Source organism: Corynebacterium phocae (assembly GCF_008693075.1).
In the GTDB taxonomy this organism is placed as follows: Bacteria; Actinomycetota; Actinomycetes; order Mycobacteriales; family Mycobacteriaceae; genus Corynebacterium; species Corynebacterium phocae.
Window position 1 is genome coordinate 253,831 of sequence record NZ_VXKJ01000043.1, and the last position, 19,366, is coordinate 273,196.

Sequence of the window (19,366 nt, forward strand, 5' to 3'; positions counted from 1 at the left end):
ATGGTGCCCTCCCTATGGGGGTTTACGGGGTTTTCTAACCCCACCACCATGCACTAGACCCCCGCGCGGTCAGGTGTCTTCCCGAAGTTCCTTAGACCGGTTCTGTAGGTGAGTCGCTAGGCGTGTTTCTGCCCCTAGTAGCCCAATGACGCGGGTTTCAAACCAACCCCACCTGCGGGACTCCAACAACCCAGGGGCTGCAAGGTCAATGTGGTAGTGCTGCTGGAAGTCCAGCTCAATGAGCTGCCACTGCTCTAGGAACACCGGCCACGTCAACACCTCCGGGGCATACAACGTGTCCCGCTGCGGGGCGTCCTCGTAGAAGTCACGAACATACTCCCCGAACGTGTCCAACACCTCCGGGTTGTACGGCCCACCGCCAGGGTCATCATGCCCATACGCGCCGGGCCGTGGGTCGTACCAGAACCCGTAGTCCGGCGCCCACGCGAGTTCGTCTACTTCTCGGCGGAGTCTTCCCCAGCCGTCTCGCCAGGTTCCGGCTGCGTCTCCGGGTTCGGACTGTCGGCGCTGCTGGTGTCGTTGTCCTCCAACGCTTTCACCACCTTCTCCACTCCCAGTGCTTTTCCCACGTCACCTGTTTCTGCGAAGGTTTTTGCTACATCGTCAGTCCAGCGGGCCTTGAGGTAGATGGACGTCAACAAACGCCCCAGTACCTCGTACGACATCTTGGGGTTTTCTTTCAGCACCTTGCCGATCAATCCACCTTTGAACGTCATTTCTTCCTGGTCGAAGGTGGTGCCCACGAGGTCGCAGGCACGTTCCCACAGGTAGTACGCGCCAATCTTATCTGCCTGGGTACGTTCCTCAATGGCGTTGAATTTCAGCATGTCTTTTGCGCTGATGGTCACGCCGTATTGCTTTCCGCCGATGGTGAAGGTGATGTCTTCTTCTGCGAGGAAGTCATCTAAGTTTCCGAGGTTCACTGCCATTTTTTGGGCCTTCCGGTTGTGCGAATATCGTCACCGTTCATCATGCGCCGGTAGTCGTGGCGGTCAGACCACCACGACATGCCGAAGGCCCCCGCATGAGTACCGCAGTACCTACACGGGGGCCATCAGGACGGAGGTTTAGCTGGCGTCACTTTCACCGGCCGGGTCAAGGACCTTACGCAGCTCGGCCTTGTCCACCTCAACGGACGCGGCCTTCTCGTTGCCCTCCTCCACGGACTTGATACGCTTCGGCGCGCACACAGAGGACAGGGTTACAGACGCGGAGCGGAAACCATTAGCGTCACCGTCCTGGTCCTCCCACATCACACCGAAGGTGGACTCCCAACCCTCATCAATATCGGTACGCCACACGCGCACGTCTACCTTATTGTCGCCACCGAGGGACTCACCCGCGAGCTTCAGGAGTCGCTGGGACTCCGTTACGAGCGGAAGGTCCCCCTTCTGGACATAGTTCAGGTTCATGGACACCGTGAGGGCGCGGGAAACGGCCTCCTCGTAGGTCCAGCCGTCAGAGTCGAGGTCAGTGCCGTCCACACGGTTCACATCCACCTTCACGGTGGTGCTGGTACGACCCTGCACGAACTTGTACTCTTCTGGGCCTGCGCCACGTGGCTTGGCCTGAACCTGCCAGCCACGATTCTGCAGCTTGTCCAACTCACAAGAGTTGGGGGCCTTAGCAATAGTTGCCATTTTTGCTCCTTAAAGCGGTTGGAAATCTTTCGGAACTCTCATGCGTGTTTCGTAGGTATCAACTCGCCTGAAGCGTCCGTTCTGGTCTGGCACGGGTGGGTCATTGGCGACCCGGTGACAATATGCCACCTCCCGATTTGCGGTCAGTAAGTAGGGATAGTTGGACCATAGGACGTGCATAACGCGGGCCATATCGTCCATGACGCCGAGTTGGTCGCCGGGCGCGCCACGGCCCACGATCATGAACCGTAGGGCGGGGTTGCTGCAATCATCATCGTCAACCCACGGGCCAATGAGGGCTAGTGCCCGGTCTGGGTTGTCGGCCATGTCGCCGAGGTAGATGGCGGGCTGACCCGTGTCCTCGACCTGGTCCCCTGTGGGGTCTTTCACGACCCCCTGGGCGTGTAGGTACTGGATTATGGATATGCCGGCGTCGGCGTGGTCGTACGGGTATTCATCCACGGAATTGACCTCCTATGTGTCGCTTGATGGTGGCCTTGATATGGGCCTGTAGTTGCGGGTCGTTCATGGGTTCTTCGAGGAATTTCATTTGTGTGCCCGGGTGAATTTTGCCCGGTGCTCCTTCGTGCTGGTACACGGCGTAAACGCTGGTGTAAAACACAACTGCCTCGGCTGCTCCGGCGCTAATCATGCGGGCGTATGAGATGGCGGATGAGTTGCGCAGGTCACCGACACGGAACGGGGTGAGGGGTAGGGCCTGCGCCTGCAACGCCATAGCTCCCTCGTTGACTCCCTTGATGGTGGCGGCACGTAGTTTCGCAGCAGCTGAGGTGAGGTCTATCTTCTTCCTGGCCATTGAGCTACTTCACCGTGACCTCTACGTGGTCAGGGGTCAGGCCAGTGCCGGACACAACCAGGCCGGAGGTAATGACTTCCCGGCGCCCTTTGACGGGGAAATACTCCGGGAGGGTGATTTTGTCACCCACGTGTGGGATTGGCCCCGATGGTGCCCAGCGTATAGTCGCAGCCACAAGGACGTCATTGCCGTGGAGGTCTTTCACTACGCGTTCGGACACAGTCACGGACGCCTTCACTTCCGTGGCGTTGCCGTGGGTGGTTCCGAACGCGCTGCGTTTCGTTTCCCCCTCCACCAGAACGGAGTGAGTGTCCCAGATACGGGAGCGCAGCTTAGCAAAGCGGTTAGGTTGCATGGGGTTACCACCCTCGGAAGTGGATTAGGGGACGTGCTGCGAGTAGCCCGGCGTCCTTGAGTACCCACTCCGCTTCAGTAGCGAGGTGCCCGGCGCGTAGCCTGTTCAGGGCCGTGGTGTGTGCGGTGTTGTCGAATGTGAGGGACGCGCCGTTCTCACTGGTTGATTTCACTTCCGGCCCGGCTGCAACACCTCCACTGAGGACGTCATTTACGAGGTCCATCTCTATGAGAGATAGGGCATGGAGTGCGGTGGCGTCTGCCATGGCGGTGCGAATGGTCTCGTCCGTGGGGAGGTAGTAGTCATCGGTGTCGTATCGTGCGGCGCGGGTGTACCAACGCACGGCTCGGGACGCGGCGTTGAGAAGGCGCTCCACGGTGCGCTCTGGTAGCTCACTGAGCTTGGTGAGGGTATCGGGGTCAGCTTTGGTTTGTAGGGTCTCTAGGGTGGCGTAGACGGGGTAATTCACGGCGGGTTCTTTCTACTAGTAGCTATAGAAATGAGACCCGGCCCCCGGCACCCTAGGAGGGTGACCTACCCGGGGAGCGGGTCTCATCATTTGTGCAGTGGGGGCCGTGCCAGCAACCCCCTCTACACGGCGTGTGGTTACGCTACGCGTGCAACAGCAGCAGGTTCCACAACGTTAATGTCGGCGGTTGCCAGGCCCTCCGGGCGGACCACTGTCGCGCCGTAGGCGTGGAGGCCGCGAACAATGTCACGGAACTGCTTGGGGTCGCGCAGCGCCTCGGTGTTGAGGAGCTGGGACGCGTAGGCGAAGGCGTCCGGAACACCGGCGATAGCCAGCTCACGCTGAGCCGTGGTGGGCACGTTGTTGGACACCAGGACGTCAAAGCCCACGGCGCGCCCAACAATGCCGTTACGTAGTCCCTCGGAGGTGCCGGACGCGTCCACGCGGGTGAAACGTGGGTCCATGAGTAGTGCGGAGTAGGTCTTAGGCCCCACGACTACGTAACGGCCTGTGGTTGGAACGGAGTTGCTGTTGAGCTTCTCCGCCAGGAGCACCAGCGTCTTAAACGCGGTGGTCTGGTCAGTTCCGACTCGCTGAGGGTCATCGTTAACAACCTGTAGGGTGCCCAGCTTGTTGCTGGACTTCGCGCCGTCCTTGAGTACCCCTGCAAGGTACAGGTCTGCGGAGTCGCGGAGCTTGATGGACGCCGCGCGAGTAGCGGGGTCCTGCAACGCACCAGCGGCCTGTAGCTTGTCGAGGTCATCTACGCCGAAGGCGAAGTAAGACCCCTGGTCGATGGTGAGGGTGCTGGTGTTTGTTGCCAGGTCCTCGATGGTGATGTCCTGCCCCTTGGTGTATTTCTTCACCGTTGGGGAGGTGAGAGTGGTCAGGTGCACGGTGTCACCTACGCGGCTGATGTTGCCGGAGTAGGCGCGGCTGGCGATACTGCCCTGGCCGTAGATGAGGGACTTCTCGTACGGCTCGATGATGGCGGCGTTCCAGAGTTCTGGAATGAAAGAATCAACAGACATTAAATGTCTCCTTCGGGTTTATTTTTTGCCCATGAGGTGGTCAAGTTTACCTTCGCGAGCCAGCTTGTTGATTTCCTCCGGGGGCAATTTACGGAGGTCATCGCGGGTTAGTTCGCGGTGCTCGTTGTTGGAAGGCGGTGTGGTGTTTCCCGAGGACGGTGGTGCCGCCTGGACACGCAATTTCGGGTACTTTTCCACAATTTCGGCGACTAGGTCCGCCACCTGGGCTTCGTAGTCATCTGCGGACGGGTCGAGGGTGCCGAACTTATCGGTACCCTTGATGAACGGCACGGCGAGGTCAGGGTCGGCTTTCGCTTTACCAATGGCGTCGCTTAGTGCGACTCGCTGCAGCAGTTCGTTGTAGCGCTGGTTGGCCTGCGTTGCCTGTTCCTCGGCCTGCTTGATGAGGTCCTCCGGGGAGGTTTCCTCCTCAATGCCCAACGTCTTTGAGAGGGAACCGCGTAGGTGTTCGAGCTGGGACTTGTATTCCTCAGCGGCCTGCTCCTGCTTGCGTAGGCGGGTGCGGTAGTCACCGGCTTCTTTGCGAAGCTTGGAGATACGGGGGTCTACCTCCTGGGTAGTGTCCTCCTGGGGGTGTTCCTCCACCTGGTCACCTTGTGGGGTTTCCTGTTCGGTGGTGGTGTCCTCGGCCTGTGGGGTTTCCTGCTCGCTCACTGCGTAGTCCTCCTGAAAGAATGTAGTGTTCATGTGGTGACCATTGGCAGACTCCCGGCCTGCCAGTCACCTAGGAGAATGCCAAAAGTGCGGTGGCGGTCAGTTCTTGCGACGCTCGGCAGCAATGACCTTCTCCCGGTCGTACTGGCGCACCAACCAGTCTTTCTGGGCTACATGGCGGCGTTGCTCGGCTTGCCACATCTCCACACGTCGCTGTGCTATCTCCGCGTAGTGGGGGTTTAGCGCAGCTGCGTGACGGCGTTTCCACTTCCGAATGTTGCGCTCAATGGCGCGCTGGCGTTGCACTAGGTCGTAGTCTGTCGCGTCCGTGCGTAGGGGTTCTGGTATTGGCATACCGGGGATGTAGGCCACGTCGGTGTGACGGCAATTCACATGGTGATACCCGTGGGCTTCTGCCTGCGTGAGTGTGGCCGTGACCTCAACGGTCATGCGTTCCCCGGTGGGGGTTGTAACTTCCCGCAGACCGGGAGAGCCGGTAAGGGCTAAGATTTTGCCCTGGAATGGTAGACACGGCGGGGCGCACCCCATGTGGGAGGACGTGACGATGAGGTCTACTCCGGCGGCTTGGAACCCGTCCCTCCTGCCCTGGTTTTGTGCGCGGTTCACGCCGGTGCGGAGCACCATCTCCGAGTACGTGGCGATGTTCCAGTTCCTGCCTGTTACGTCACGGAAGGCCACAACTCCCCGGTCGGCGAAGCGGTTCACCATCTGCTGCACGGCGTCTATACGGCGCTCTCCGGACGTTATGAGGTCAATGACGGCCTGTTGGCCTATTTCCCTGTAAGTGTCCATGACATACCGCAGGAGGGGGTTCAGGGCTGTTTGTGCGGCCTCTATCGTCTCGGCGGCGAGAGCGTCCACGGCAGCAACGTTCACGCCCTGGGCGATAGGTTTACCCGCTGCAAGTTCAGCGGTGGTGTCGTACTCGGTGCGGATCATTGTTTGCAGCGGTTTAGCGACCTCACCCTCAAGTTCCTTGAGTACCTTCTCGGCCTGGATACGTAGCCAGCGGGTCATGGTGAGTTGCCGGTTGTAAAAGTCCTCATCAGTGGCGGCTAGGTTGCGTACAGCCTGCGCCACAAGGCGCACAAGGTTGGTTTCCGCCCCCTGGTATGCCAACACCAGGCGGGTGAACTCATCACGCGCCTCGGGGCTGTTGAGAATGTATGGTGCCGGCATTACTCACCAGGATTGGGGTTGGTGTCGGAGGGCAGGGCGAACGGGTCCACGGCGTAGGAATGCTGCCGTTCAAGCTCTTGTAGTTCGGCGTCTACCTCGTCCGGCGTCCACTCGGGGTGGAGCTTCCTCACGGCGGTACGTAGTGACATCACCCCGGCGTTGTGCTGCGTGACAACCGCGTCACTGATTTCATTCTCGCTGACCTCTATCTGGTCTGGCAGTGACACCAGCACCGGCTGGGTTGGGGGCTGGTAGCCGTTGAGTAGGGCGTCCATCTCCACATACGCAGTGAGGATTGCCGATAGGTGCGCGCGCTGCATACGCCCCTTGGTCTCCGCTGTTTGACGGGTGCGTTTCGTACGGGCGCGGGTCTCCGTGGCAGTCATGTCCCCGGACGCGCCGGGGTCCATATCCACCGTGAACGGCGACAACCCTAGTGCGGACACTGCTTTCCGAATACCGGTGTCCAAGGCCTGCGTGTACTTCTCCACACGCATATCGAACTGAACTTGCTCGAACGTAGGCTTGGCGTCTGGGTCTCCCGCAACCCCCACCGGGAACACTCCCTGGTGCCAGTCGAATACCTGCCCACTGCCTGGGCCTGCACTAAGGAGTAAGTCCTCACTCACGAACAAGCGGCCTTTGGCGGCGTCAATCTCGGACTGGAACTGCGACCACACCTGGTCAATTGTTTCGAAAATGTCCGCTCCCCGCGCAATATCACTCGTGGAGTAGTAACGAAGTGTGGGGTCGTGTCGCCATTCACGCCGGGGCCGGTAGTTTGACAGCATGTGCGCCGTTGGGGTGGTAGCCCCGGTGACTAGAATGGTGCCGTCTTGTAAGCCCTCTAGGTTGGCTAGGTGCTGCGTTTCGGCGCAGTCCATGAACGGCACCGGGCGACCAATATTGTCGTGACTACCTTCGTAGAGCTGGTACTCGATCCGGCCCGCAGTATGGCGCTGCAGCAGGCGGTAAACCTTTTTCCCCTCCGGGGCTGGGTACGTGTCCCAGAACGTTACGGCAACTTGCTGGCCGTTCTCGAACTCCGCTATGCCACAGTCGGCGTCTATCCACTCAATCCACGGGGTGTCCTGAACGTTCTTGTTCCACACGACACGGCCGTAAACCCAGCCGAGAGCACCGGCGGAGTAGACGGCGTTCCACCATTGCACGGCGAAGTCATCGGAGGTCACTAGGCGGTCGAGGGCGTCCTGGGCGTGGGTATTCCATTCATCATCGGGCGCTAGGATTGCTGCGGGTGGTTTGCCTGCCATGTAGTCCGCTAGGACGGTGGTGAGCTCGTCCGCGATGGGTAGGTGGTGGGTGAGTTGGTAGGTCTCCGATAGGCCGGCGTTGGGGCGTCCGTAGATAGCCTTCGCGGTCGCGCCTAGTAGTCCTCCGTTGAATTGGGCGCGGTGCTCGTACGGGCGTGGGGCTTTATCCGCGCGCAGCGAGTTGAGGTATCCCAGTTTGCCTGTGAGTAGGGCGTCATCGCGTTTAATGGCCGCTATTGCGGGCTGATAGTCGGCGGGGGGCCACGGGGTGTTAGGGGCTGGCATTGGCATGAGCGGGGTCTCCTTGATTCGCAGGGTTCTGCTGCTGTTGTACGCCCCCACCCGGCGCGGTCAGACCCCGGTGTGTGGGGCGTGCCAGTATCCCCCTCCGCCCCGCAGTGAACATGGGAACATCATGGGAGGAACTTGCGCTGTGGATCAGGCAGCAGACACGCCCCGCCGTGGCACCTTCCGGCTCTCGCACAAGCTGGGGGCACCACGGGGCTTATTGTGCGCTGGCAGGTTAGGCGGTCAGATTGAGGGGGTCTCGCACGAGCCTGCGCCACAAGTGTCGGGACGAGAACACGGTGTAGCGCAGGGCGTCCACGTGATCGTCCTTTTCCTTCACTGGCTTATCCTGCCCACGTTCGGTGGCTTTGGCGTCCCACCGGTACTCCGGCAGCTCATTAATCAGCTGTTTACATGACGGGTCAATCTTGAGTTGCCCCCCGGTGAGTAGTGAGTCCACGGTGCGGATACCTGGCACCACGGCGTTATCGGCGCGGTGGTTGATGAGGCCTCGGGTGTGGAGTTCTTGGCGGAGTGATTTCGCGGCGGGGTCTACGTACAGGAAGCGCGGCGGGTTCGGGAGTGCTGCCAACCATTCTTCTAGGCTGTCGCCCAGCTGGGCGTCCGTGAGGGCCTGCGTAGTACTCGCCCCCGGCGTGGTGTTCGGTGACCACTCCGCCACGATATACAGCCCACCCTGCGGGTCTACTCCAAGAGCATACCCAGCCGAGGGGTGAGTAGTACCATAGTCCACACCCACGGCCAGCACAGTGGCGTTTGAGGGGGATGGTGCGACCATGAACTTCTCGTCCCACCCCTGGAACACGGCCCCTTCTGCTGCTACCCACTCCGCCAGGATCATGCGGCGGTAGAACAAGCCGGTGTAGGTACGCTTCAGGCGGTCAATGTATTTCCGGCTAAGAGTCGGGTTTTCTTCCAGTAGCATGACCTCGGTGTGGAAGTCCGGGTCGCCACCGTCAATCACCTTTTTGAGGTAGTGATTAGCCGTCCCCGGGTTGCATGTCCCCAGGAACCACGAGTCTGGGAGCGAAAGACGCGTGAGAAGCATGTTCCAGAACGACTCCGGCCAGCTTGTGACCTCATCGCCCAGACAGAACGCCACTGTCATGCCCTGGATACTAAGCCAGGAACGTTCATCGTTCGCCCCGACCACGGAGAACGGCACGCCGTACATGGTTCCAGAGGGTGCGTTCTGTCTGTACCGTATGTGCGGGGCTGCGTGCTGGTAATCCTGATGGGTGAGCAATGGTTGGAATATATTTCGCCACACCGTGTTGGTCGATAGCCCCACGATGAGCACCGTCCCGGATTGCACCGGCTGCTGCGACCGCTCCCACATGAACCTATCCAGCACGAACAGGGACGCGTGGGTCTTCCCGGAGCGCACGGACCCATACCAGAGGTTCACCCAGTGGCGAGAGCGCTTAATCGCCACGGCCTGGCGGCGGCTTAAGTTCATTCCTCGGCCCCTAAATCTTCCAGGCTTATCGCATCAAAGATTCGGAACTTCTCGGCCTGCAACTCGTCCGCCGTGTTATCTCGAACGTTGATACGTTCCAGGCCATTGAGCTTCAGACGCATGGACATGAGTTTCAGGGCCTGCGCCATGGCGTTAATGTCCCCTCCTAGGGCTTTCTTGTAGCACGCCTCCCACATACGATCTATGCGCTGCAGTTCGAGCACGAGGACGTGTTCGGCGGGTTCGCGTGTAATTTCCTCCAGGGCGTCTTGAACGTCCTCGTATGCCTGGGAGCTTGATACTCCAATCTCTTCGGCTATGCGAGCGTAGCTTAGCCCTTTTTCACGGAGGAGTAGTGCGTCTCGCATTCGTTCGCGGCGGTCTTTTGTGAAGCTTTTTCGCTTGCGTCCCATGCTGTCCCTTCTGGCGGTTTGTCCACCCCTCCTGTGTCCACCTTTATTGATGGTTGTCCAGGGTTTAGGGTGCCGTGTTTCGGGTGGCGGTCAGGTCGTCTCTAAAACGCAGGAAACCCCATCAGTCGGGGGACTGTGGGGGTGTTATCGCTACCAAGGGGTACTATTATTGCCAGTAGCGTTATCCTGCGCATCCACCCCCTCCTGGTGCCCACCGGCGGGGGTTAACTCTTGCCTACCCCTCCCCTCCTTGTTGGTTGGTGCGGGCGTTTCTTGCCCGGCTGATGTAGTCGCCGTAGTAGTCATCTTCCCAGCTGGCCATGTCGCGGCCATGGATACCAGACTCCTCATGGTGGGAGCACAGTGGGTGTACTCGTATCCACCTGCGGTCTAGGGTGCCTGCGTAGCTCATGGCGTAGGCCGGATGGACGGGGAGGTTGTGTGCTGCAAGGTAGGCGAATACGTCTTCTCCTGTCCAGTCGAGGATTGGGCGGCAGGTGTTTTTGGAGACTGCGCCGTGCCAGCGCGCGGACTGTCGTCTCATGCGTGATTCTTGGGCGCGGACGCCGGAGATGTACCGCTCGGTGATGTTTTCCTTGAGTACGTCCTGGTGCTTGCGGTTGGGGTTCATTTGGTGCTGCTCGTAGCCGGGTTCTCCGCGCTTGGGGTTGCGGAGGGTGGCTACTCGTTCCTCGTACCGAATGTTGGGGTGCATGGTGAGGAATGCGTCTCGCACGTCCTCGGATTCCGGCATTTCGTAGGGGTCTGACCTTACCCACACGATGGGTACGTCAACGCCGGATATGGCGGTGAGGTGAGCGACCACGGTGGAGTCCTTGCCCCATGAGACGGAGCACACTCCGGGGCCGCTGTCTGCCCATTCTCGGATACGGGTGAGGGCCTTGTGTTCCTTGGTGGCCATGTGTGCGCCTAGGTGGTGGTCGTAGCGTTCGAGTATTCGCCAGTGTTCTAGGTCGCGGGGTTTAAGCCGGGGGCTGGGTATGAGCATTGACTATCCTTTCTGTGGCTTCTCGCCGGTCGCCCTTGACCGCGATGATGATGTGTTGGTGTCGGCGGGTTGTTGTGCGTGCTGCTGTCCATGGGACTCTCATGGTTTTTGCTCGCAGTCCGCCGGGCTCCATGAGGATTAGGTCGTTGGTGATGTGCAGGCCTGCGTCTCTAATGTGTTGGGCTGCGATGGCGGGTAGCCCTCGGTAGTGGCCTTTGTAGTCGCGTACATCGGAGATGACCCAGGCGCAGAACCTGTTTGTTGCGAGAACCTCCGCTGACCGCTCCACTAGCTCCCTGTGTGCAGTGAGGAAGTCGGGCCACTTCATCATGGAGAGGTCTCCATCTCCGGCGTTGTAGCGTTCCCGGTTGTGATACGGCGGGCAGGTTAGTACGAAGTCGTGCTCCCCTACGTTGAGGTGTTGTACCCTCCCGTCTCCGTGGATGTAGCGGGGGTTGAGGTCCCACTGCTGGGCAACGTGTTCATTCGCCAGGATTTGGGGTTTGGACAGGTCCACTCCGGTGTAGATGCGCCCAAGGGAGGTGCTGACGATACCGCGCACTGGTCCGCCTGCGCATGGGTCGAACACCTTGTCGCCGGGCGCGCTGAACCAGGTGACTAGTAGCTCCGTGAGGAACGGGTCGAAGCGGGAGACTCCCTTGCTGTTCGTCCCGTGCCTGCCGGTGTTGATCATTGCAGGGGCGTGTAGTCGTGGGGTTATGTCGTCGACTCCTTGGTCTCGCCACCACTTCACTCGTTTCCGCCAGTGTCCTGCGGACTGGTCCAGGACTGACCAGGGCAGTTGCCCATGTGTGTCGAGGGGTGGGTAGTCCTCTGGGTTGTCAGCGTGCCACTTGCCGTTACTGTCGCGGCTGCCGCTGGCTATGTGCATGGTGTCCTTTCGGTTGGGTGCCAGTAGGGGGCGCGTACCCGGCGTGTAGTGCCGTGGCGTGCGGGGAGTGGGCGTTTAATCCACCCGCCTTTGGGTCCTAGTTGGGTTTCCCACTGGGTGATATGCCCGAATCCGTTGCGGTGACGCGCTCCGAGGTGCGTGACATACCCGAGTAGAGCCTGTAGTCGGCCGTGGTCGGTTGCTTCTACGTGCCAGGACACGGAGGGGTAGTGCTGGGCACTGAGTGTGACGTTGCGGGCCTTGGTGGGGCCGAGCCCGTTGTGGTGCTCCCGGTCACTGGTGTAGATGCTCATTGCGGTGGCCGCTGGTCTGCGGCGTATCTCCACACTGGAGTAGTGGTGCGGGGTGTCGAGGGGTGCGCTGGTGCACCAGCCCCAGTAGCCACCTATCTCCCACTTTTCTAGGGGTAGGTCGAAGTCGTGGCAGTGCTCTGGGGTGATGGGTGGTACTTCCTGCCCGGCGCGTGTGGCTTCCTGGTGGCAGGCCCATGCGAGGACACTATCGAGGGGGCCTAGGTCTCCGATGATGGGGCTGTCGAGGTGCGCGGTGACGGTGAGGGAGGTCACTTTGCTAGCTCCTCGAGTAGCTCCATAATCTCGGTTTTGTTGTCCAGGACTGTCTGGGTGTAGTCCTCTGCAGACACCTCATCAATGGCGGTTGTTAGGCGGGCATGTCCGTAGCCCTGCGCGGTTTTCGCCCCGAGGAGCACCTCACCCTCCGGGGCCCAATGCGCCAGCAATGCTAGCAGTACGGACACGTGCTCCGAGGTGGCTGCTCGAGTCAGCGACAGTTGCCCCTCCATCGTGGCTCCGACCATAATGCACTGGGTATCCCAAATCATTTGGGAGGTGGTGAGCTCCTCCCCTGCTGCGAGTTCGATGTAGGCACCTGCTGGGGTGCTGGCCTTGTCGTGGCGGGTACCGAACTCCTCTGTGCGGTACGCCCCGGCGCGCTTGTCGGACTGCTGGGTGGTGCGGTGGTTGTTTTCTGCGCAGACGAGAATCATGTCGGAGGCGCGGAGTGTGCCCTCGATGATGTCGGACTGGGCTGCGTAGCCGAGCATGGACAGTGCGGGAAGATACTGCCGGACGCGCCGCATGGTGTCAAGGTTGGTGCGTGAGCCGGTGGTGGTGACCGCTCCGCCGGACCAGAGTAGGTCTACGAGGGTTTTCGACAGTGTGCCCTCCTCAATGTCGAGGGTTTTGACGAGGTGCCAGGCGAACGCGTCACGCAGCCCGTGGCGGATAGAGGCAGCGGATAGGAACGGCACGCGGGCGACTGTGCCGTCTGGCTGCATGACGTCCTGGGTGCGCAGGACGCTGGTGTTGCCCTGGCTGCCTGCGCCGTGGTGCAGGGGGCTGAGCAAGGTGACGTTGAGTGGGATAGAGAACTTAGGTTGTGGGTTGATGGTGGTCATTAGAATGGTGCCTCCTCAGACTTGGTGTTGGACTTTTTTGCTGCTTTTTCTTCCTTACGGATGGTGTTTTCCGTCTTGGCGAGGGCCACGATGTAGACCAGGGTCTTGTCTACGTGGGTGACCCACTCCTGGAAGTTCGGCTCTAGAGTTTCGGCGACTGTCTTGAGTCGCTTGGACGCCGCCGCAGTGAGAGTGTCGATTTGCAGCTTGTGCGCCGCGATGGTGACGGCCTGCCCGAAGGATTCTGCTCCGGCCGCTGCTGCCGCGATGGCGGTTGTGGCGCGGTCTGCCCAGAACTCCATGCGACTAGGGCCGTTATCAGTCAGGCTGTCACGCAGGATAAAAATTAGGTCGATTGTGGCCTTGTCCAGGTCCACGGGGTTTACGGTGGTCATTTAGTAGTCATCTCCTTCGATGATGGGTTTGGTGATACACCACAGCGCCAGGTCAGTGATGGGGGCGCTACGGTACGGGGCGAGTAGGTCAGTATGGTGTTTCCACTGCTCTAGTTGCTCCGGGGTCTTGATGAACGTGGGTGCGCCGGTTTTGATGGCCTGGTCGTTTTGTCCGAGGCGGCGCAGTGCCAGCGCATGACTGAACACCGTCTTCCAGGTGTCTGGTGTGGCGGTGATGGTGGTGTCCTCCATGCGGATTGTCCACTGCCCGGCGCCGAAGTTGGTACGCGCGTAGGGCAGCACGTGTTTTTGGCCGCTGACTGCGATGCACACAACCCACTCGCCTGCTGGCGGGTACATGAGGATGTCGATCACCGGGCGGGTGTGTGACCGGTTGGTCTGGCACAGGTACGGCACGTGCAGCGGGGCCTTGGGCACACTGTCGGGCAGTTCCCGGCCAGGTGTGCACACCCACGTCCACATGCGGGGAGAGTGTGCCCCTTTGCCGGAGCAGCACCACAGAGCTGCGTGGCCTACGCGGTCAGTCTCTGCCTGCCACAGCGAGCGGTCAGTGAAGTTCGCCCCCAGGGCGCGTCCAGCGTCCGCTGTGCGCTCCGACATCTCGCCAGTGATGGCGCAGAGCCCCGGAATATCCTTGAGGAGCTTGCCTTTAGCTCCCTCCACTGAGGGGCGTCCAGCGGTCTCCCAGATGAGGGTTTGTGCTGCTGTCATGCTGGTTCTCCCATCAGTAGCAGGCCACAGCCGTAGGCCTTGCCACGGCCAACGCCGGTGGTGAGCAGGTGCTCGAGCTGTGCCTGATTTTTCACCGTGGCAGTGCCAGTGAGCATGGCACGATGGTGAGTCGTACGGCCCCCGGGTTTGCGCCCGATGGCGGGCGGTAGGTGCTCCGCCCGGATAAATTTTGGGTTGAGTGCTGGGGAGAGCTTGCGCTCAATCCACGCCCCATAGCTCTGCGGGTCGAGGGGCGCGAGCTTGCCGCGCTTTGCTCCTGGCCGGGGCAGTGACTTCACTGGGTTGGCGATGATGGCCCACCTCACCGGAGCCCCCGTGACGGGTACCTCCGTGGGAGTGGTCACAGCCTGCCGGAGGATACCTGGCAGCTGCGCCACCCAGTCGATGGCAGCCTCGTGGCGCACCACCAGGTGGTGGTCATCAGGTAAACCCCACAGGTGCTGGCCACCAGTAGCGAACGCCAGCGTGCGGTGGAGTGCCTGCGAGTCACGCACCAGCCCCCGGGCGTGGGAGTTGAGCGTCAGGGTTGTTGTGAGCATGCGACACCACCCTTCGGGTACTCCCCGTCATACATCACACGAACGCCCTGCCCGATAAGGCGGATAGCGAGGTCCGCAAACTCCCGGGTTGGCGGGCACCAGATTTCACGCTCGGGGAAATCGCCCTCCGTGTAGATATTAAACACAACTTCCATCAGCCCATCTAGACCATCGGCAGGCTCCATCGGGATACCTACCCGGAATTCCACTTCATCAGGCAGGTCCACGGTAACCCCGTAGCGCACCGGGTCGTGGTTGTTCCATTTCGCGGTGTCGATTCCGGCAAATAATGCCAGCTCGGACGCTATGTAGTCAGCCAGCTCGGCTAGTTCCTTTGGTGTCATGGTCATTCTCCTGTGCTTCCGAATCCGTCTTCGCCGCGTTGGGTGTCGGTGAGGTTGTCTACTAGCTCCACGTCTGAGGTGCCGCAGGGTAGGACTACGAGTTGGGCTATGCGTTCGTGGTGGCGGATGGTGAGGGGGCGGTCTTTACGGTTGTGGAGGGGTATGAATATTTGCCCCCGGTAGTCGGAGTCAATGACGCCCACGGCGTTGGGTAGTGAGAGGCCTTGCCAGCCAACGCTGGACCGGACGAACAACAGTCCTACCTGGCCGTGGGGTATTTCGGCGGCTATGCCGGTGGTGACCATGTCGGTGTGCCCTGGTTTGATGGTGATGTCTCCGAGGGCTGCGAGGTCGTAGCCTGCTGCACCATCGGTGGCGCGGGTAGGTGTAGCGGCTTCTGGGTAGAACTTCTTAAAGCGCATTGGGGGTCTCCTTGCTGATGGGGGTGTATCCGGTCATTTCGATTACTTCGCGGTGAGCAGGCTCGCTCATGCGTAGGCCTGCGGTTTCTAGCCAGTCCACAACCTCCCCGTCCTTGTTGGCTGGGAAACACATGGTCTCCATGAGGTACATGGGGCGGCACATGGTGCCGGTGTTGAGCCGGGTGTATGACGTGATGAAGCGTTTGCTGTCTGAGGTGGCCCAGAGGTGCGCTTCTCCCCGAAACTCCGGAAGGTTCTGCCGGATTATCCACGCGGTTTTAGGCGCGCCGGTGCGTTGACGAGTGGGGCGTTCGAGTGTTGCGGTGGTCATGGTGTTTCTCCTTCGAGTAGTTGTTTTTGCCATTGGGCTTGGGCGAGGGCGAGGCGTATTTCCTTGGCGCGGGCGCGGTCGCGGGCGTCCGAGAGGTCATCTGTGCGGACGGAATGTGAGATTAGGCACCAAATGGCTGCGGGGAGGCTGATGGCGTGCACGAGCATCCACTCGATGGCACTGGTAGCCATTAGGATGAGTGGGCCAGTAACTAGCACAACTGTCAGGACACGCCAGCAGAGTAGGGCGCGCCGTAGGCGTTTGATGTCTTCCTCCGCGTGGTTGAGCTCGAGTTTGTAGCGTGCAATGGTCTCCATCTACAGGGCCTCCACGAGTGGAGTTGCAGCTGCGATAGCCCTCTCCATCCCCAGGTCTTTACGAACAGACAGGAACGCAATTGCCTTCTCTGGCGTGCCCAATTTGAAGATGTTGTCCGGCGTGTACTTTATGAACTCCATTCTCACGGGGGAGTCATGGCCGTGCCACAGAGCTTCAATTTTGTTCCGGTTGGCCATCTTTAGGGTGATGATTCTGAACCGCATTTCGGTCAGATCTGTGGGGATATCGTGGCTCTCGCAGTTGCTGATTTCTGCCACCGCCATCAGGACGTCACGGACCCAGCGGCACTTCTGTAGGTATTCATCGTCATTTTCATTGCGCCAGTCGGGGGCGGCGGTCATGGTAGTCATTGGTGGTCTCCTTCGAGTCTGTGGGTGATGGTGTTGATGGTGCGGAGCACCATGTCGAGGTGCTCCGGAGTAGGTGGGAAATATTCGAGGTAGTGCGGAGTGCCTTCCTGGCCTGGCGTGCTGATAAGAGCCACGCCATAGCACTCCCTGGCCCCGGGCAGGGACACGCTGATGTGTAGCCCGGTGCGGGTGTAGGTGGTGACCTCTACGCCTAGGATGTGTAGCCACGAGTCAAGGGTTATGACCTCCTGGTCGGTGAGGTGTGTGAGTTCTTCGACTACGCGGGTTGTGAGATAGTCGTAGAAGTCGCGGTATGGAGCCTCATTTTGTCGTAGCATGGGCGGCACATTCCTTTCGATTCATGGGGCTTGTCCTGCCCACAGCCTGAGCAGGTAATCATGGGGGGTGTTCGTTGGCGTTTGTAGCAGCCACGGCACAGGCCCCGGGCGTAGGTGGGTTTCTTTTTCCCGCAGTCCCCGCAGGGTACTTTTTTCTGTGCGTTGCGGGCTTTCTTCTTGTGGTAGTGCATTCGTGCGTAGCAGGTGGAGCACCGCTCGCGGGCTGTGATGAGCTTGTGCTCGCCGCAGTCAACGCAGGTTCTTGCTCCTGCGATGTAGCGCCGTCCGGCGACTATGCCGGCTACTGGGGCTTCGGCGGCTTCGCATTCGCGGAGGTAGGTTTCGCACGCTGCGAGGGCTGGGCAGGTGTGGCAGAGGGTTGTTGCGTAGGTTTCGCGGTCTTCCCGCTCCCCCAGGTAGTTCACCTGGTCGATGTCGTCCCAGAGGTGTTGGGCTTTGTACTCCGGCTGGGCACAGGTTGGTGTGCAGCCGGGCTGAAAGACGGGCGTGTCAGTCAATATTTTCATTCTCCTTTTGGCTGGTAGGGGTGTGTGCCTGTGCGGTGTACTTGGTCGAACAGGGCGGGGATGTCCTGGTCGTTTGGGATGGCGAAGGTGTCGGCGCAGATGACTAGGGGCCGGTCTGGTGGTGTTGCCCCACATTCCTGGGCAACCTGGCGGATGTTGTTGTCTGCGATGGCAGCAGCAGCTGGGTCAACTTCTAGGCCAAACATGTTGTTGACTAGGCCCTGCACTTTGTCTGGAGGTGCTGTTTCGAGTAGGCGTGCGAAGAAGATTCCGGTGCCGGCAAACGGGTCAATCAACTGGACGCGCCCGTGGTCGAGGTCCACGCCAAACCGCTGCCTGGTTTGCTGCCAGGCGGAGCGGTTGATGAAGTCCACGACCTCCACCGGCGTGGTGACTACTCCGTCACTGCTGGCACGGCGGGAGGACGTGGACTGCTCATAGGCCTTAGCGAGGTCAGCTTGACGGGTCATGTCAGGTCCTCGATGGCAAGAACCTCTACCTCCGCGTGAGGGGTGAGTGCTGTGGTTATCATGCCAGTTATTTGCTGGTTGCGGGTGACAGGCTCATCCACCGCATTGCGGAGTTCCTCCGGCGTGGTGGTGAGCTCGATGGTGACTAAGTAGGTCTGGACGTCTTGCATTGTTGCTCCTTCTTGTAGGCGTCTCTTTGTTGCCAGCCACACGGCCCCGTCTCCGGGAACGCATGGTTAATCGTGTGAACATAGAGGTTGGGGCTGATGGCTAGGCAGCGGTGGCATTGCACTTCCTCCCCTTGTGGTACCTGGAATAGTGGTGCGGTCATGCGGCTAGTCCTCCGTAGGGGTGTGGTGGCTGCGGGGCCGAATAAAGGTCAAGCCACATTACGGGGGGCTGCCCCTTCTTGGCTGGCCAGATAATAGGTTCCGGCTTGCCCATGTACTGCGGCGTGTCATCTGGGACTATGCCCAGGCCAGGAATTTTTGTACTGCCACCAGCGAGTGCGTCATAAATCGGCTTGGCAGTGGCTATCAGGTTGTCAGTATCCCGGCGCCGGTTGTCGCGGGGCCGGTAGTTGAGCTGAACGATGAGGTACGCGTGGTTGGGGGGCATGGTGACCCGGCGCGCCAGCAGACTGATGATGTGTTGTATCTCATTGATTTTTTGGGCTTTGGCGTAGGTCGCTCCCCGGCTGGCTCCCCTATCGTTCATACTGAGGGGTGGTTTGGTCCAAGGGAGGCCAACCCGCTGTAGGTAAGTCATGCCCTCTAGGCTCATTAGGTACTCCGTTTCTGGCCTGCAACTCAAGGCCAACGAGGAAATCAACCAGGCAAGGAGTGATATTCTCTACTCCTGCGCGGTTGAGTTCCCGTATAGCCTGCAGGCGCAATTCATTTCGGTCTTGGGTGGTCACTTCTTAGCCCTTCTGTAGGGACTCTGGTCATGTCGTTGACGTGTCAAATAAGGCAAGCTGGACAGTAGGAACGCCCTTCTTGCGTGGTGGCGCTGAATGTCGCTTGCGGTCTAGTGGCTTGCGTAGCCCCCGGGGTGTATCCGCAGCAGGGTTGGCCTTCTTCCACTCCCGGTACGGCCCCCTGCATTGCTCACAGAACCCCCGTGCGTAGTGCTTGCGGTAGCCGTCCGGTTGCTGCTCATGCCTATTCCACTTGATCATTGGCTGGTTGCAGTGGCGGCACGTATCGCCCCGTTTAGAGCCGATAATTGGGCGCTGGGGGCGCTCTCGGCGGTAGGTGGGGGTTTCTACCCCGGCGATGATTGAGAGGCGTCTAGCGGTCTCATCGTCGCCGGTGCAGATAACCCCCGCCTGGATTACGTCACTGGCGGGGGCGCGGTAGTCCTCGCTGAGGGTTGTGCCGGACGTGAGGGCGTCCTTGGCACACGCCTTGAGTAGTGGGCAGTGGTGGCAGATTTTTTGGGCAGCGCGGACGGCTTGGGGGGTTGCTTTTGTTGGGTTGCTGAAGGCCTTGTTTTTTGTGTTTTCGCAGGCGGGGCGGGGCATGAGGGCTAGTTTTGCTGGTTAGAGCCACAAA

The 19,366-nt window shown here is 60.2% G+C and carries 31 protein-coding genes; 1 reads left to right on the top strand and 30 read right to left on the bottom strand.

What is annotated here, in order from left to right; translation table 11 throughout:
• Positions 1 to 69: 69 nt before the first annotated feature.
• From F4V58_RS07805 to F4V58_RS07945, 29 genes are all read right to left on the bottom strand, one after another.
• On the bottom strand, positions 70 to 357 hold the full coding sequence (locus F4V58_RS07805; protein ID WP_084559730.1) for a hypothetical protein: 288 nt from the start codon (positions 355 to 357) through the stop codon (positions 70 to 72).
• Positions 358 to 455: 98 nt separating this feature from the next.
• A complete protein-coding gene (locus F4V58_RS07810; protein WP_075734853.1) occupies positions 456 to 950 on the bottom strand; it encodes a hypothetical protein in 495 nt (164 codons plus the stop codon).
• Positions 951 to 1,088: 138 nt separating this feature from the next.
• Positions 1,089 to 1,661: a phage tail tube protein gene (locus F4V58_RS07815; RefSeq protein ID WP_075734855.1), complete on the bottom strand. Its 573-nt coding sequence runs from the start codon at positions 1,659 to 1,661 to the stop codon at positions 1,089 to 1,091.
• Positions 1,662 to 1,670: 9 nt separating this feature from the next.
• A complete protein-coding gene (locus tag F4V58_RS07820; RefSeq protein WP_150385748.1) occupies positions 1,671 to 2,051 on the bottom strand; it encodes a hypothetical protein in 381 nt (126 codons plus the stop codon).
• Positions 2,052 to 2,115: 64 nt separating this feature from the next.
• Positions 2,116 to 2,478, bottom strand: a complete 363-nt coding sequence (locus F4V58_RS07825; protein WP_075734859.1) for a hypothetical protein — start codon at positions 2,476 to 2,478, stop codon at positions 2,116 to 2,118.
• A 4-nt stretch (positions 2,479 to 2,482) separates the two neighbouring features.
• Positions 2,483 to 2,833, bottom strand: a complete 351-nt coding sequence (locus F4V58_RS07830) for a hypothetical protein (protein ID WP_075734861.1) — start codon at positions 2,831 to 2,833, stop codon at positions 2,483 to 2,485.
• A 4-nt stretch (positions 2,834 to 2,837) separates the two neighbouring features.
• A complete protein-coding gene (locus F4V58_RS07835) occupies positions 2,838 to 3,302 on the bottom strand; it encodes a hypothetical protein (protein WP_075734863.1) in 465 nt (154 codons plus the stop codon).
• Between the two features lie 137 nt (positions 3,303 to 3,439).
• The gene (locus tag F4V58_RS07840) at positions 3,440 to 4,333 is read right to left on the bottom strand and encodes a phage capsid protein (RefSeq protein WP_075734865.1); all 894 of its coding nucleotides are present in this window, start codon (positions 4,331 to 4,333) and stop codon (positions 3,440 to 3,442) included.
• An 18-nt stretch (positions 4,334 to 4,351) separates the two neighbouring features.
• Positions 4,352 to 5,041 carry a hypothetical protein gene (locus F4V58_RS07845; RefSeq protein WP_075734867.1) on the bottom strand — a complete coding sequence of 230 codons (690 nt, stop codon included), beginning with the start codon at positions 5,039 to 5,041 and terminating at the stop codon, positions 4,352 to 4,354.
• A 66-nt stretch (positions 5,042 to 5,107) separates the two neighbouring features.
• Entirely contained in the window at positions 5,108 to 6,208 is a 1,101-nt protein-coding gene (locus tag F4V58_RS07850) for a phage minor capsid protein (RefSeq protein ID WP_075734869.1), read from the bottom strand.
• The gene (locus F4V58_RS07855; protein WP_075734871.1) at positions 6,208 to 7,773 is read right to left on the bottom strand and encodes a phage portal protein; all 1,566 of its coding nucleotides are present in this window, start codon (positions 7,771 to 7,773) and stop codon (positions 6,208 to 6,210) included. Before F4V58_RS07855 ends, F4V58_RS07850 begins: the two co-directional genes overlap by 1 nt.
• Positions 7,774 to 8,005: 232 nt before the next feature.
• A complete protein-coding gene (locus tag F4V58_RS07860) occupies positions 8,006 to 9,250 on the bottom strand; it encodes a PBSX family phage terminase large subunit (protein WP_075734873.1) in 1,245 nt (414 codons plus the stop codon).
• Positions 9,247 to 9,663 (bottom strand): helix-turn-helix domain-containing protein, encoded by a 417-nt coding sequence (locus F4V58_RS07865; RefSeq protein WP_075734875.1) that lies wholly within the window; start codon positions 9,661 to 9,663, stop codon positions 9,247 to 9,249. Before F4V58_RS07865 ends, F4V58_RS07860 begins: the two co-directional genes overlap by 4 nt.
• A 235-nt stretch (positions 9,664 to 9,898) precedes the next feature.
• Entirely contained in the window at positions 9,899 to 10,672 is a 774-nt protein-coding gene (locus F4V58_RS07870) for a phosphoadenosine phosphosulfate reductase domain-containing protein (protein WP_084559731.1), read from the bottom strand.
• Complete coding sequence (locus F4V58_RS07875) at positions 10,647 to 11,234, bottom strand: class I SAM-dependent methyltransferase (protein ID WP_150385750.1); 588 nt, start codon at positions 11,232 to 11,234, stop codon at positions 10,647 to 10,649. The genes F4V58_RS07870 and F4V58_RS07875 overlap by 26 nt, the downstream gene beginning before the upstream one ends.
• Positions 11,235 to 11,554: 320 nt before the next feature.
• On the bottom strand, positions 11,555 to 12,151 hold the full coding sequence (locus F4V58_RS07880; protein ID WP_075734881.1) for a hypothetical protein: 597 nt from the start codon (positions 12,149 to 12,151) through the stop codon (positions 11,555 to 11,557).
• Positions 12,148 to 13,002 (bottom strand): hypothetical protein, encoded by an 855-nt coding sequence (locus F4V58_RS07885; RefSeq protein ID WP_075734883.1) that lies wholly within the window; start codon positions 13,000 to 13,002, stop codon positions 12,148 to 12,150. Before F4V58_RS07885 ends, F4V58_RS07880 begins: the two co-directional genes overlap by 4 nt.
• Positions 13,002 to 13,397 carry a hypothetical protein gene (locus F4V58_RS07890; RefSeq protein WP_075734884.1) on the bottom strand — a complete coding sequence of 132 codons (396 nt, stop codon included), beginning with the start codon at positions 13,395 to 13,397 and terminating at the stop codon, positions 13,002 to 13,004. The genes F4V58_RS07885 and F4V58_RS07890 overlap by 1 nt, the downstream gene beginning before the upstream one ends.
• On the bottom strand, positions 13,398 to 14,129 hold the full coding sequence (locus F4V58_RS07895; RefSeq protein WP_075734886.1) for a hypothetical protein: 732 nt from the start codon (positions 14,127 to 14,129) through the stop codon (positions 13,398 to 13,400).
• Positions 14,126 to 14,689, bottom strand: coding sequence for a type I-E CRISPR-associated protein Cas6/Cse3/CasE (locus tag F4V58_RS07900; protein ID WP_075734888.1), 564 nt, complete (start codon positions 14,687 to 14,689; stop codon positions 14,126 to 14,128). Before F4V58_RS07900 ends, F4V58_RS07895 begins: the two co-directional genes overlap by 4 nt.
• The gene (locus F4V58_RS07905; RefSeq protein ID WP_075734890.1) at positions 14,671 to 15,033 is read right to left on the bottom strand and encodes a hypothetical protein; all 363 of its coding nucleotides are present in this window, start codon (positions 15,031 to 15,033) and stop codon (positions 14,671 to 14,673) included. The genes F4V58_RS07900 and F4V58_RS07905 overlap by 19 nt, the downstream gene beginning before the upstream one ends.
• 2 nt (positions 15,034 to 15,035) lie before the next feature.
• Positions 15,036 to 15,455: a dUTP diphosphatase gene (gene dut / locus F4V58_RS07910; protein ID WP_075734892.1), complete on the bottom strand. Its 420-nt coding sequence runs from the start codon at positions 15,453 to 15,455 to the stop codon at positions 15,036 to 15,038.
• The gene (locus tag F4V58_RS07915; RefSeq protein WP_075734894.1) at positions 15,445 to 15,786 is read right to left on the bottom strand and encodes a hypothetical protein; all 342 of its coding nucleotides are present in this window, start codon (positions 15,784 to 15,786) and stop codon (positions 15,445 to 15,447) included. The genes dut and F4V58_RS07915 overlap by 11 nt, the downstream gene beginning before the upstream one ends.
• The gene (locus F4V58_RS07920) at positions 15,783 to 16,103 is read right to left on the bottom strand and encodes a hypothetical protein (RefSeq protein ID WP_075734896.1); all 321 of its coding nucleotides are present in this window, start codon (positions 16,101 to 16,103) and stop codon (positions 15,783 to 15,785) included. Before F4V58_RS07920 ends, F4V58_RS07915 begins: the two co-directional genes overlap by 4 nt.
• Entirely contained in the window at positions 16,104 to 16,475 is a 372-nt protein-coding gene (locus tag F4V58_RS07925; protein ID WP_075734898.1) for a hypothetical protein, read from the bottom strand.
• Complete coding sequence (locus tag F4V58_RS07930) at positions 16,472 to 16,813, bottom strand: hypothetical protein (protein WP_075734900.1); 342 nt, start codon at positions 16,811 to 16,813, stop codon at positions 16,472 to 16,474. Before F4V58_RS07930 ends, F4V58_RS07925 begins: the two co-directional genes overlap by 4 nt.
• Positions 16,814 to 17,336: 523 nt before the next feature.
• Positions 17,337 to 17,810 carry a hypothetical protein gene (locus tag F4V58_RS07940; RefSeq protein WP_075734902.1) on the bottom strand — a complete coding sequence of 158 codons (474 nt, stop codon included), beginning with the start codon at positions 17,808 to 17,810 and terminating at the stop codon, positions 17,337 to 17,339.
• Positions 17,807 to 17,980: a hypothetical protein gene (locus tag F4V58_RS12515; protein ID WP_157105771.1), complete on the bottom strand. Its 174-nt coding sequence runs from the start codon at positions 17,978 to 17,980 to the stop codon at positions 17,807 to 17,809. Before F4V58_RS12515 ends, F4V58_RS07940 begins: the two co-directional genes overlap by 4 nt.
• A gap of 157 nt (positions 17,981 to 18,137) precedes the next feature.
• Entirely contained in the window at positions 18,138 to 18,527 is a 390-nt protein-coding gene (locus F4V58_RS07945; RefSeq protein WP_245802967.1) for a hypothetical protein, read from the bottom strand.
• A 49-nt stretch (positions 18,528 to 18,576) separates the two neighbouring features.
• On the opposite strand from F4V58_RS07945, the gene F4V58_RS12520 reads away from it, so the two are divergent.
• Positions 18,577 to 18,747, top strand: coding sequence for a hypothetical protein (locus tag F4V58_RS12520; protein ID WP_157105772.1), 171 nt, complete (start codon positions 18,577 to 18,579; stop codon positions 18,745 to 18,747).
• Between the two features lie 9 nt (positions 18,748 to 18,756).
• On the opposite strand, the gene F4V58_RS07950 is transcribed toward F4V58_RS12520, so the two are convergent.
• Positions 18,757 to 19,335, bottom strand: a complete 579-nt coding sequence (locus tag F4V58_RS07950; RefSeq protein WP_075734904.1) for a WhiB family transcriptional regulator — start codon at positions 19,333 to 19,335, stop codon at positions 18,757 to 18,759.
• Positions 19,336 to 19,366 lie beyond the last annotated feature (31 nt).

Bases quoted from the DNA above. Each gene is read 5' to 3' on its own strand.
- F4V58_RS07810 (WP_075734853.1), bottom strand. From the start codon at position 950: ATGGCAGTGAACCTCGGAAACTTAGATGACTTCCTCGCAGAAGAAGAC.
- F4V58_RS07815 (WP_075734855.1), bottom strand. From the start codon at position 1,661: ATGGCAACTATTGCTAAGGCCCCCAACTCTTGTGAGTTGGACAAGCTG.
- F4V58_RS07825 (WP_075734859.1), bottom strand. From the start codon at position 2,478: ATGGCCAGGAAGAAGATAGACCTCACCTCAGCTGCTGCGAAACTACGT.
- F4V58_RS07830 (WP_075734861.1), bottom strand. From the start codon at position 2,833: ATGCAACCTAACCGCTTTGCTAAGCTGCGCTCCCGTATCTGGGACACT.
- F4V58_RS07840 (WP_075734865.1), bottom strand. From the start codon at position 4,333: ATGTCTGTTGATTCTTTCATTCCAGAACTCTGGAACGCCGCCATCATC.
- F4V58_RS07845 (WP_075734867.1), bottom strand. From the start codon at position 5,041: ATGAACACTACATTCTTTCAGGAGGACTACGCAGTGAGCGAGCAGGAA.
- F4V58_RS07850 (WP_075734869.1), bottom strand. From the start codon at position 6,208: ATGCCGGCACCATACATTCTCAACAGCCCCGAGGCGCGTGATGAGTTC.
- F4V58_RS07855 (WP_075734871.1), bottom strand. From the start codon at position 7,773: ATGCCAATGCCAGCCCCTAACACCCCGTGGCCCCCCGCCGACTATCAG.
- F4V58_RS07860 (WP_075734873.1), bottom strand. From the start codon at position 9,250: ATGAACTTAAGCCGCCGCCAGGCCGTGGCGATTAAGCGCTCTCGCCAC.
- F4V58_RS07865 (WP_075734875.1), bottom strand. From the start codon at position 9,663: ATGGGACGCAAGCGAAAAAGCTTCACAAAAGACCGCCGCGAACGAATG.
- F4V58_RS07870 (WP_084559731.1), bottom strand. From the start codon at position 10,672: ATGCTCATACCCAGCCCCCGGCTTAAACCCCGCGACCTAGAACACTGG.
- F4V58_RS07885 (WP_075734883.1), bottom strand. From the start codon at position 13,002: ATGACCACCATCAACCCACAACCTAAGTTCTCTATCCCACTCAACGTC.
- F4V58_RS07890 (WP_075734884.1), bottom strand. From the start codon at position 13,397: ATGACCACCGTAAACCCCGTGGACCTGGACAAGGCCACAATCGACCTA.
- F4V58_RS07895 (WP_075734886.1), bottom strand. From the start codon at position 14,129: ATGACAGCAGCACAAACCCTCATCTGGGAGACCGCTGGACGCCCCTCA.
- F4V58_RS07900 (WP_075734888.1), bottom strand. From the start codon at position 14,689: ATGCTCACAACAACCCTGACGCTCAACTCCCACGCCCGGGGGCTGGTG.
- F4V58_RS07905 (WP_075734890.1), bottom strand. From the start codon at position 15,033: ATGACACCAAAGGAACTAGCCGAGCTGGCTGACTACATAGCGTCCGAG.
- dut (WP_075734892.1), bottom strand. From the start codon at position 15,455: ATGCGCTTTAAGAAGTTCTACCCAGAAGCCGCTACACCTACCCGCGCC.
- F4V58_RS07915 (WP_075734894.1), bottom strand. From the start codon at position 15,786: ATGACCACCGCAACACTCGAACGCCCCACTCGTCAACGCACCGGCGCG.
- F4V58_RS07920 (WP_075734896.1), bottom strand. From the start codon at position 16,103: ATGGAGACCATTGCACGCTACAAACTCGAGCTCAACCACGCGGAGGAA.
- F4V58_RS07925 (WP_075734898.1), bottom strand. From the start codon at position 16,475: ATGACTACCATGACCGCCGCCCCCGACTGGCGCAATGAAAATGACGAT.
- F4V58_RS07930 (WP_075734900.1), bottom strand. From the start codon at position 16,813: ATGCTACGACAAAATGAGGCTCCATACCGCGACTTCTACGACTATCTC.
- F4V58_RS07940 (WP_075734902.1), bottom strand. From the start codon at position 17,810: ATGACCCGTCAAGCTGACCTCGCTAAGGCCTATGAGCAGTCCACGTCC.
- F4V58_RS12515 (WP_157105771.1), bottom strand. From the start codon at position 17,980: ATGCAAGACGTCCAGACCTACTTAGTCACCATCGAGCTCACCACCACG.
- F4V58_RS07945 (WP_245802967.1), bottom strand. From the start codon at position 18,527: ATGAACGATAGGGGAGCCAGCCGGGGAGCGACCTACGCCAAAGCCCAA.
- F4V58_RS12520 (WP_157105772.1), top strand. From the start codon at position 18,577: ATGCCCTCTAGGCTCATTAGGTACTCCGTTTCTGGCCTGCAACTCAAG.
- F4V58_RS07950 (WP_075734904.1), bottom strand. From the start codon at position 19,335: ATGCCCCGCCCCGCCTGCGAAAACACAAAAAACAAGGCCTTCAGCAAC.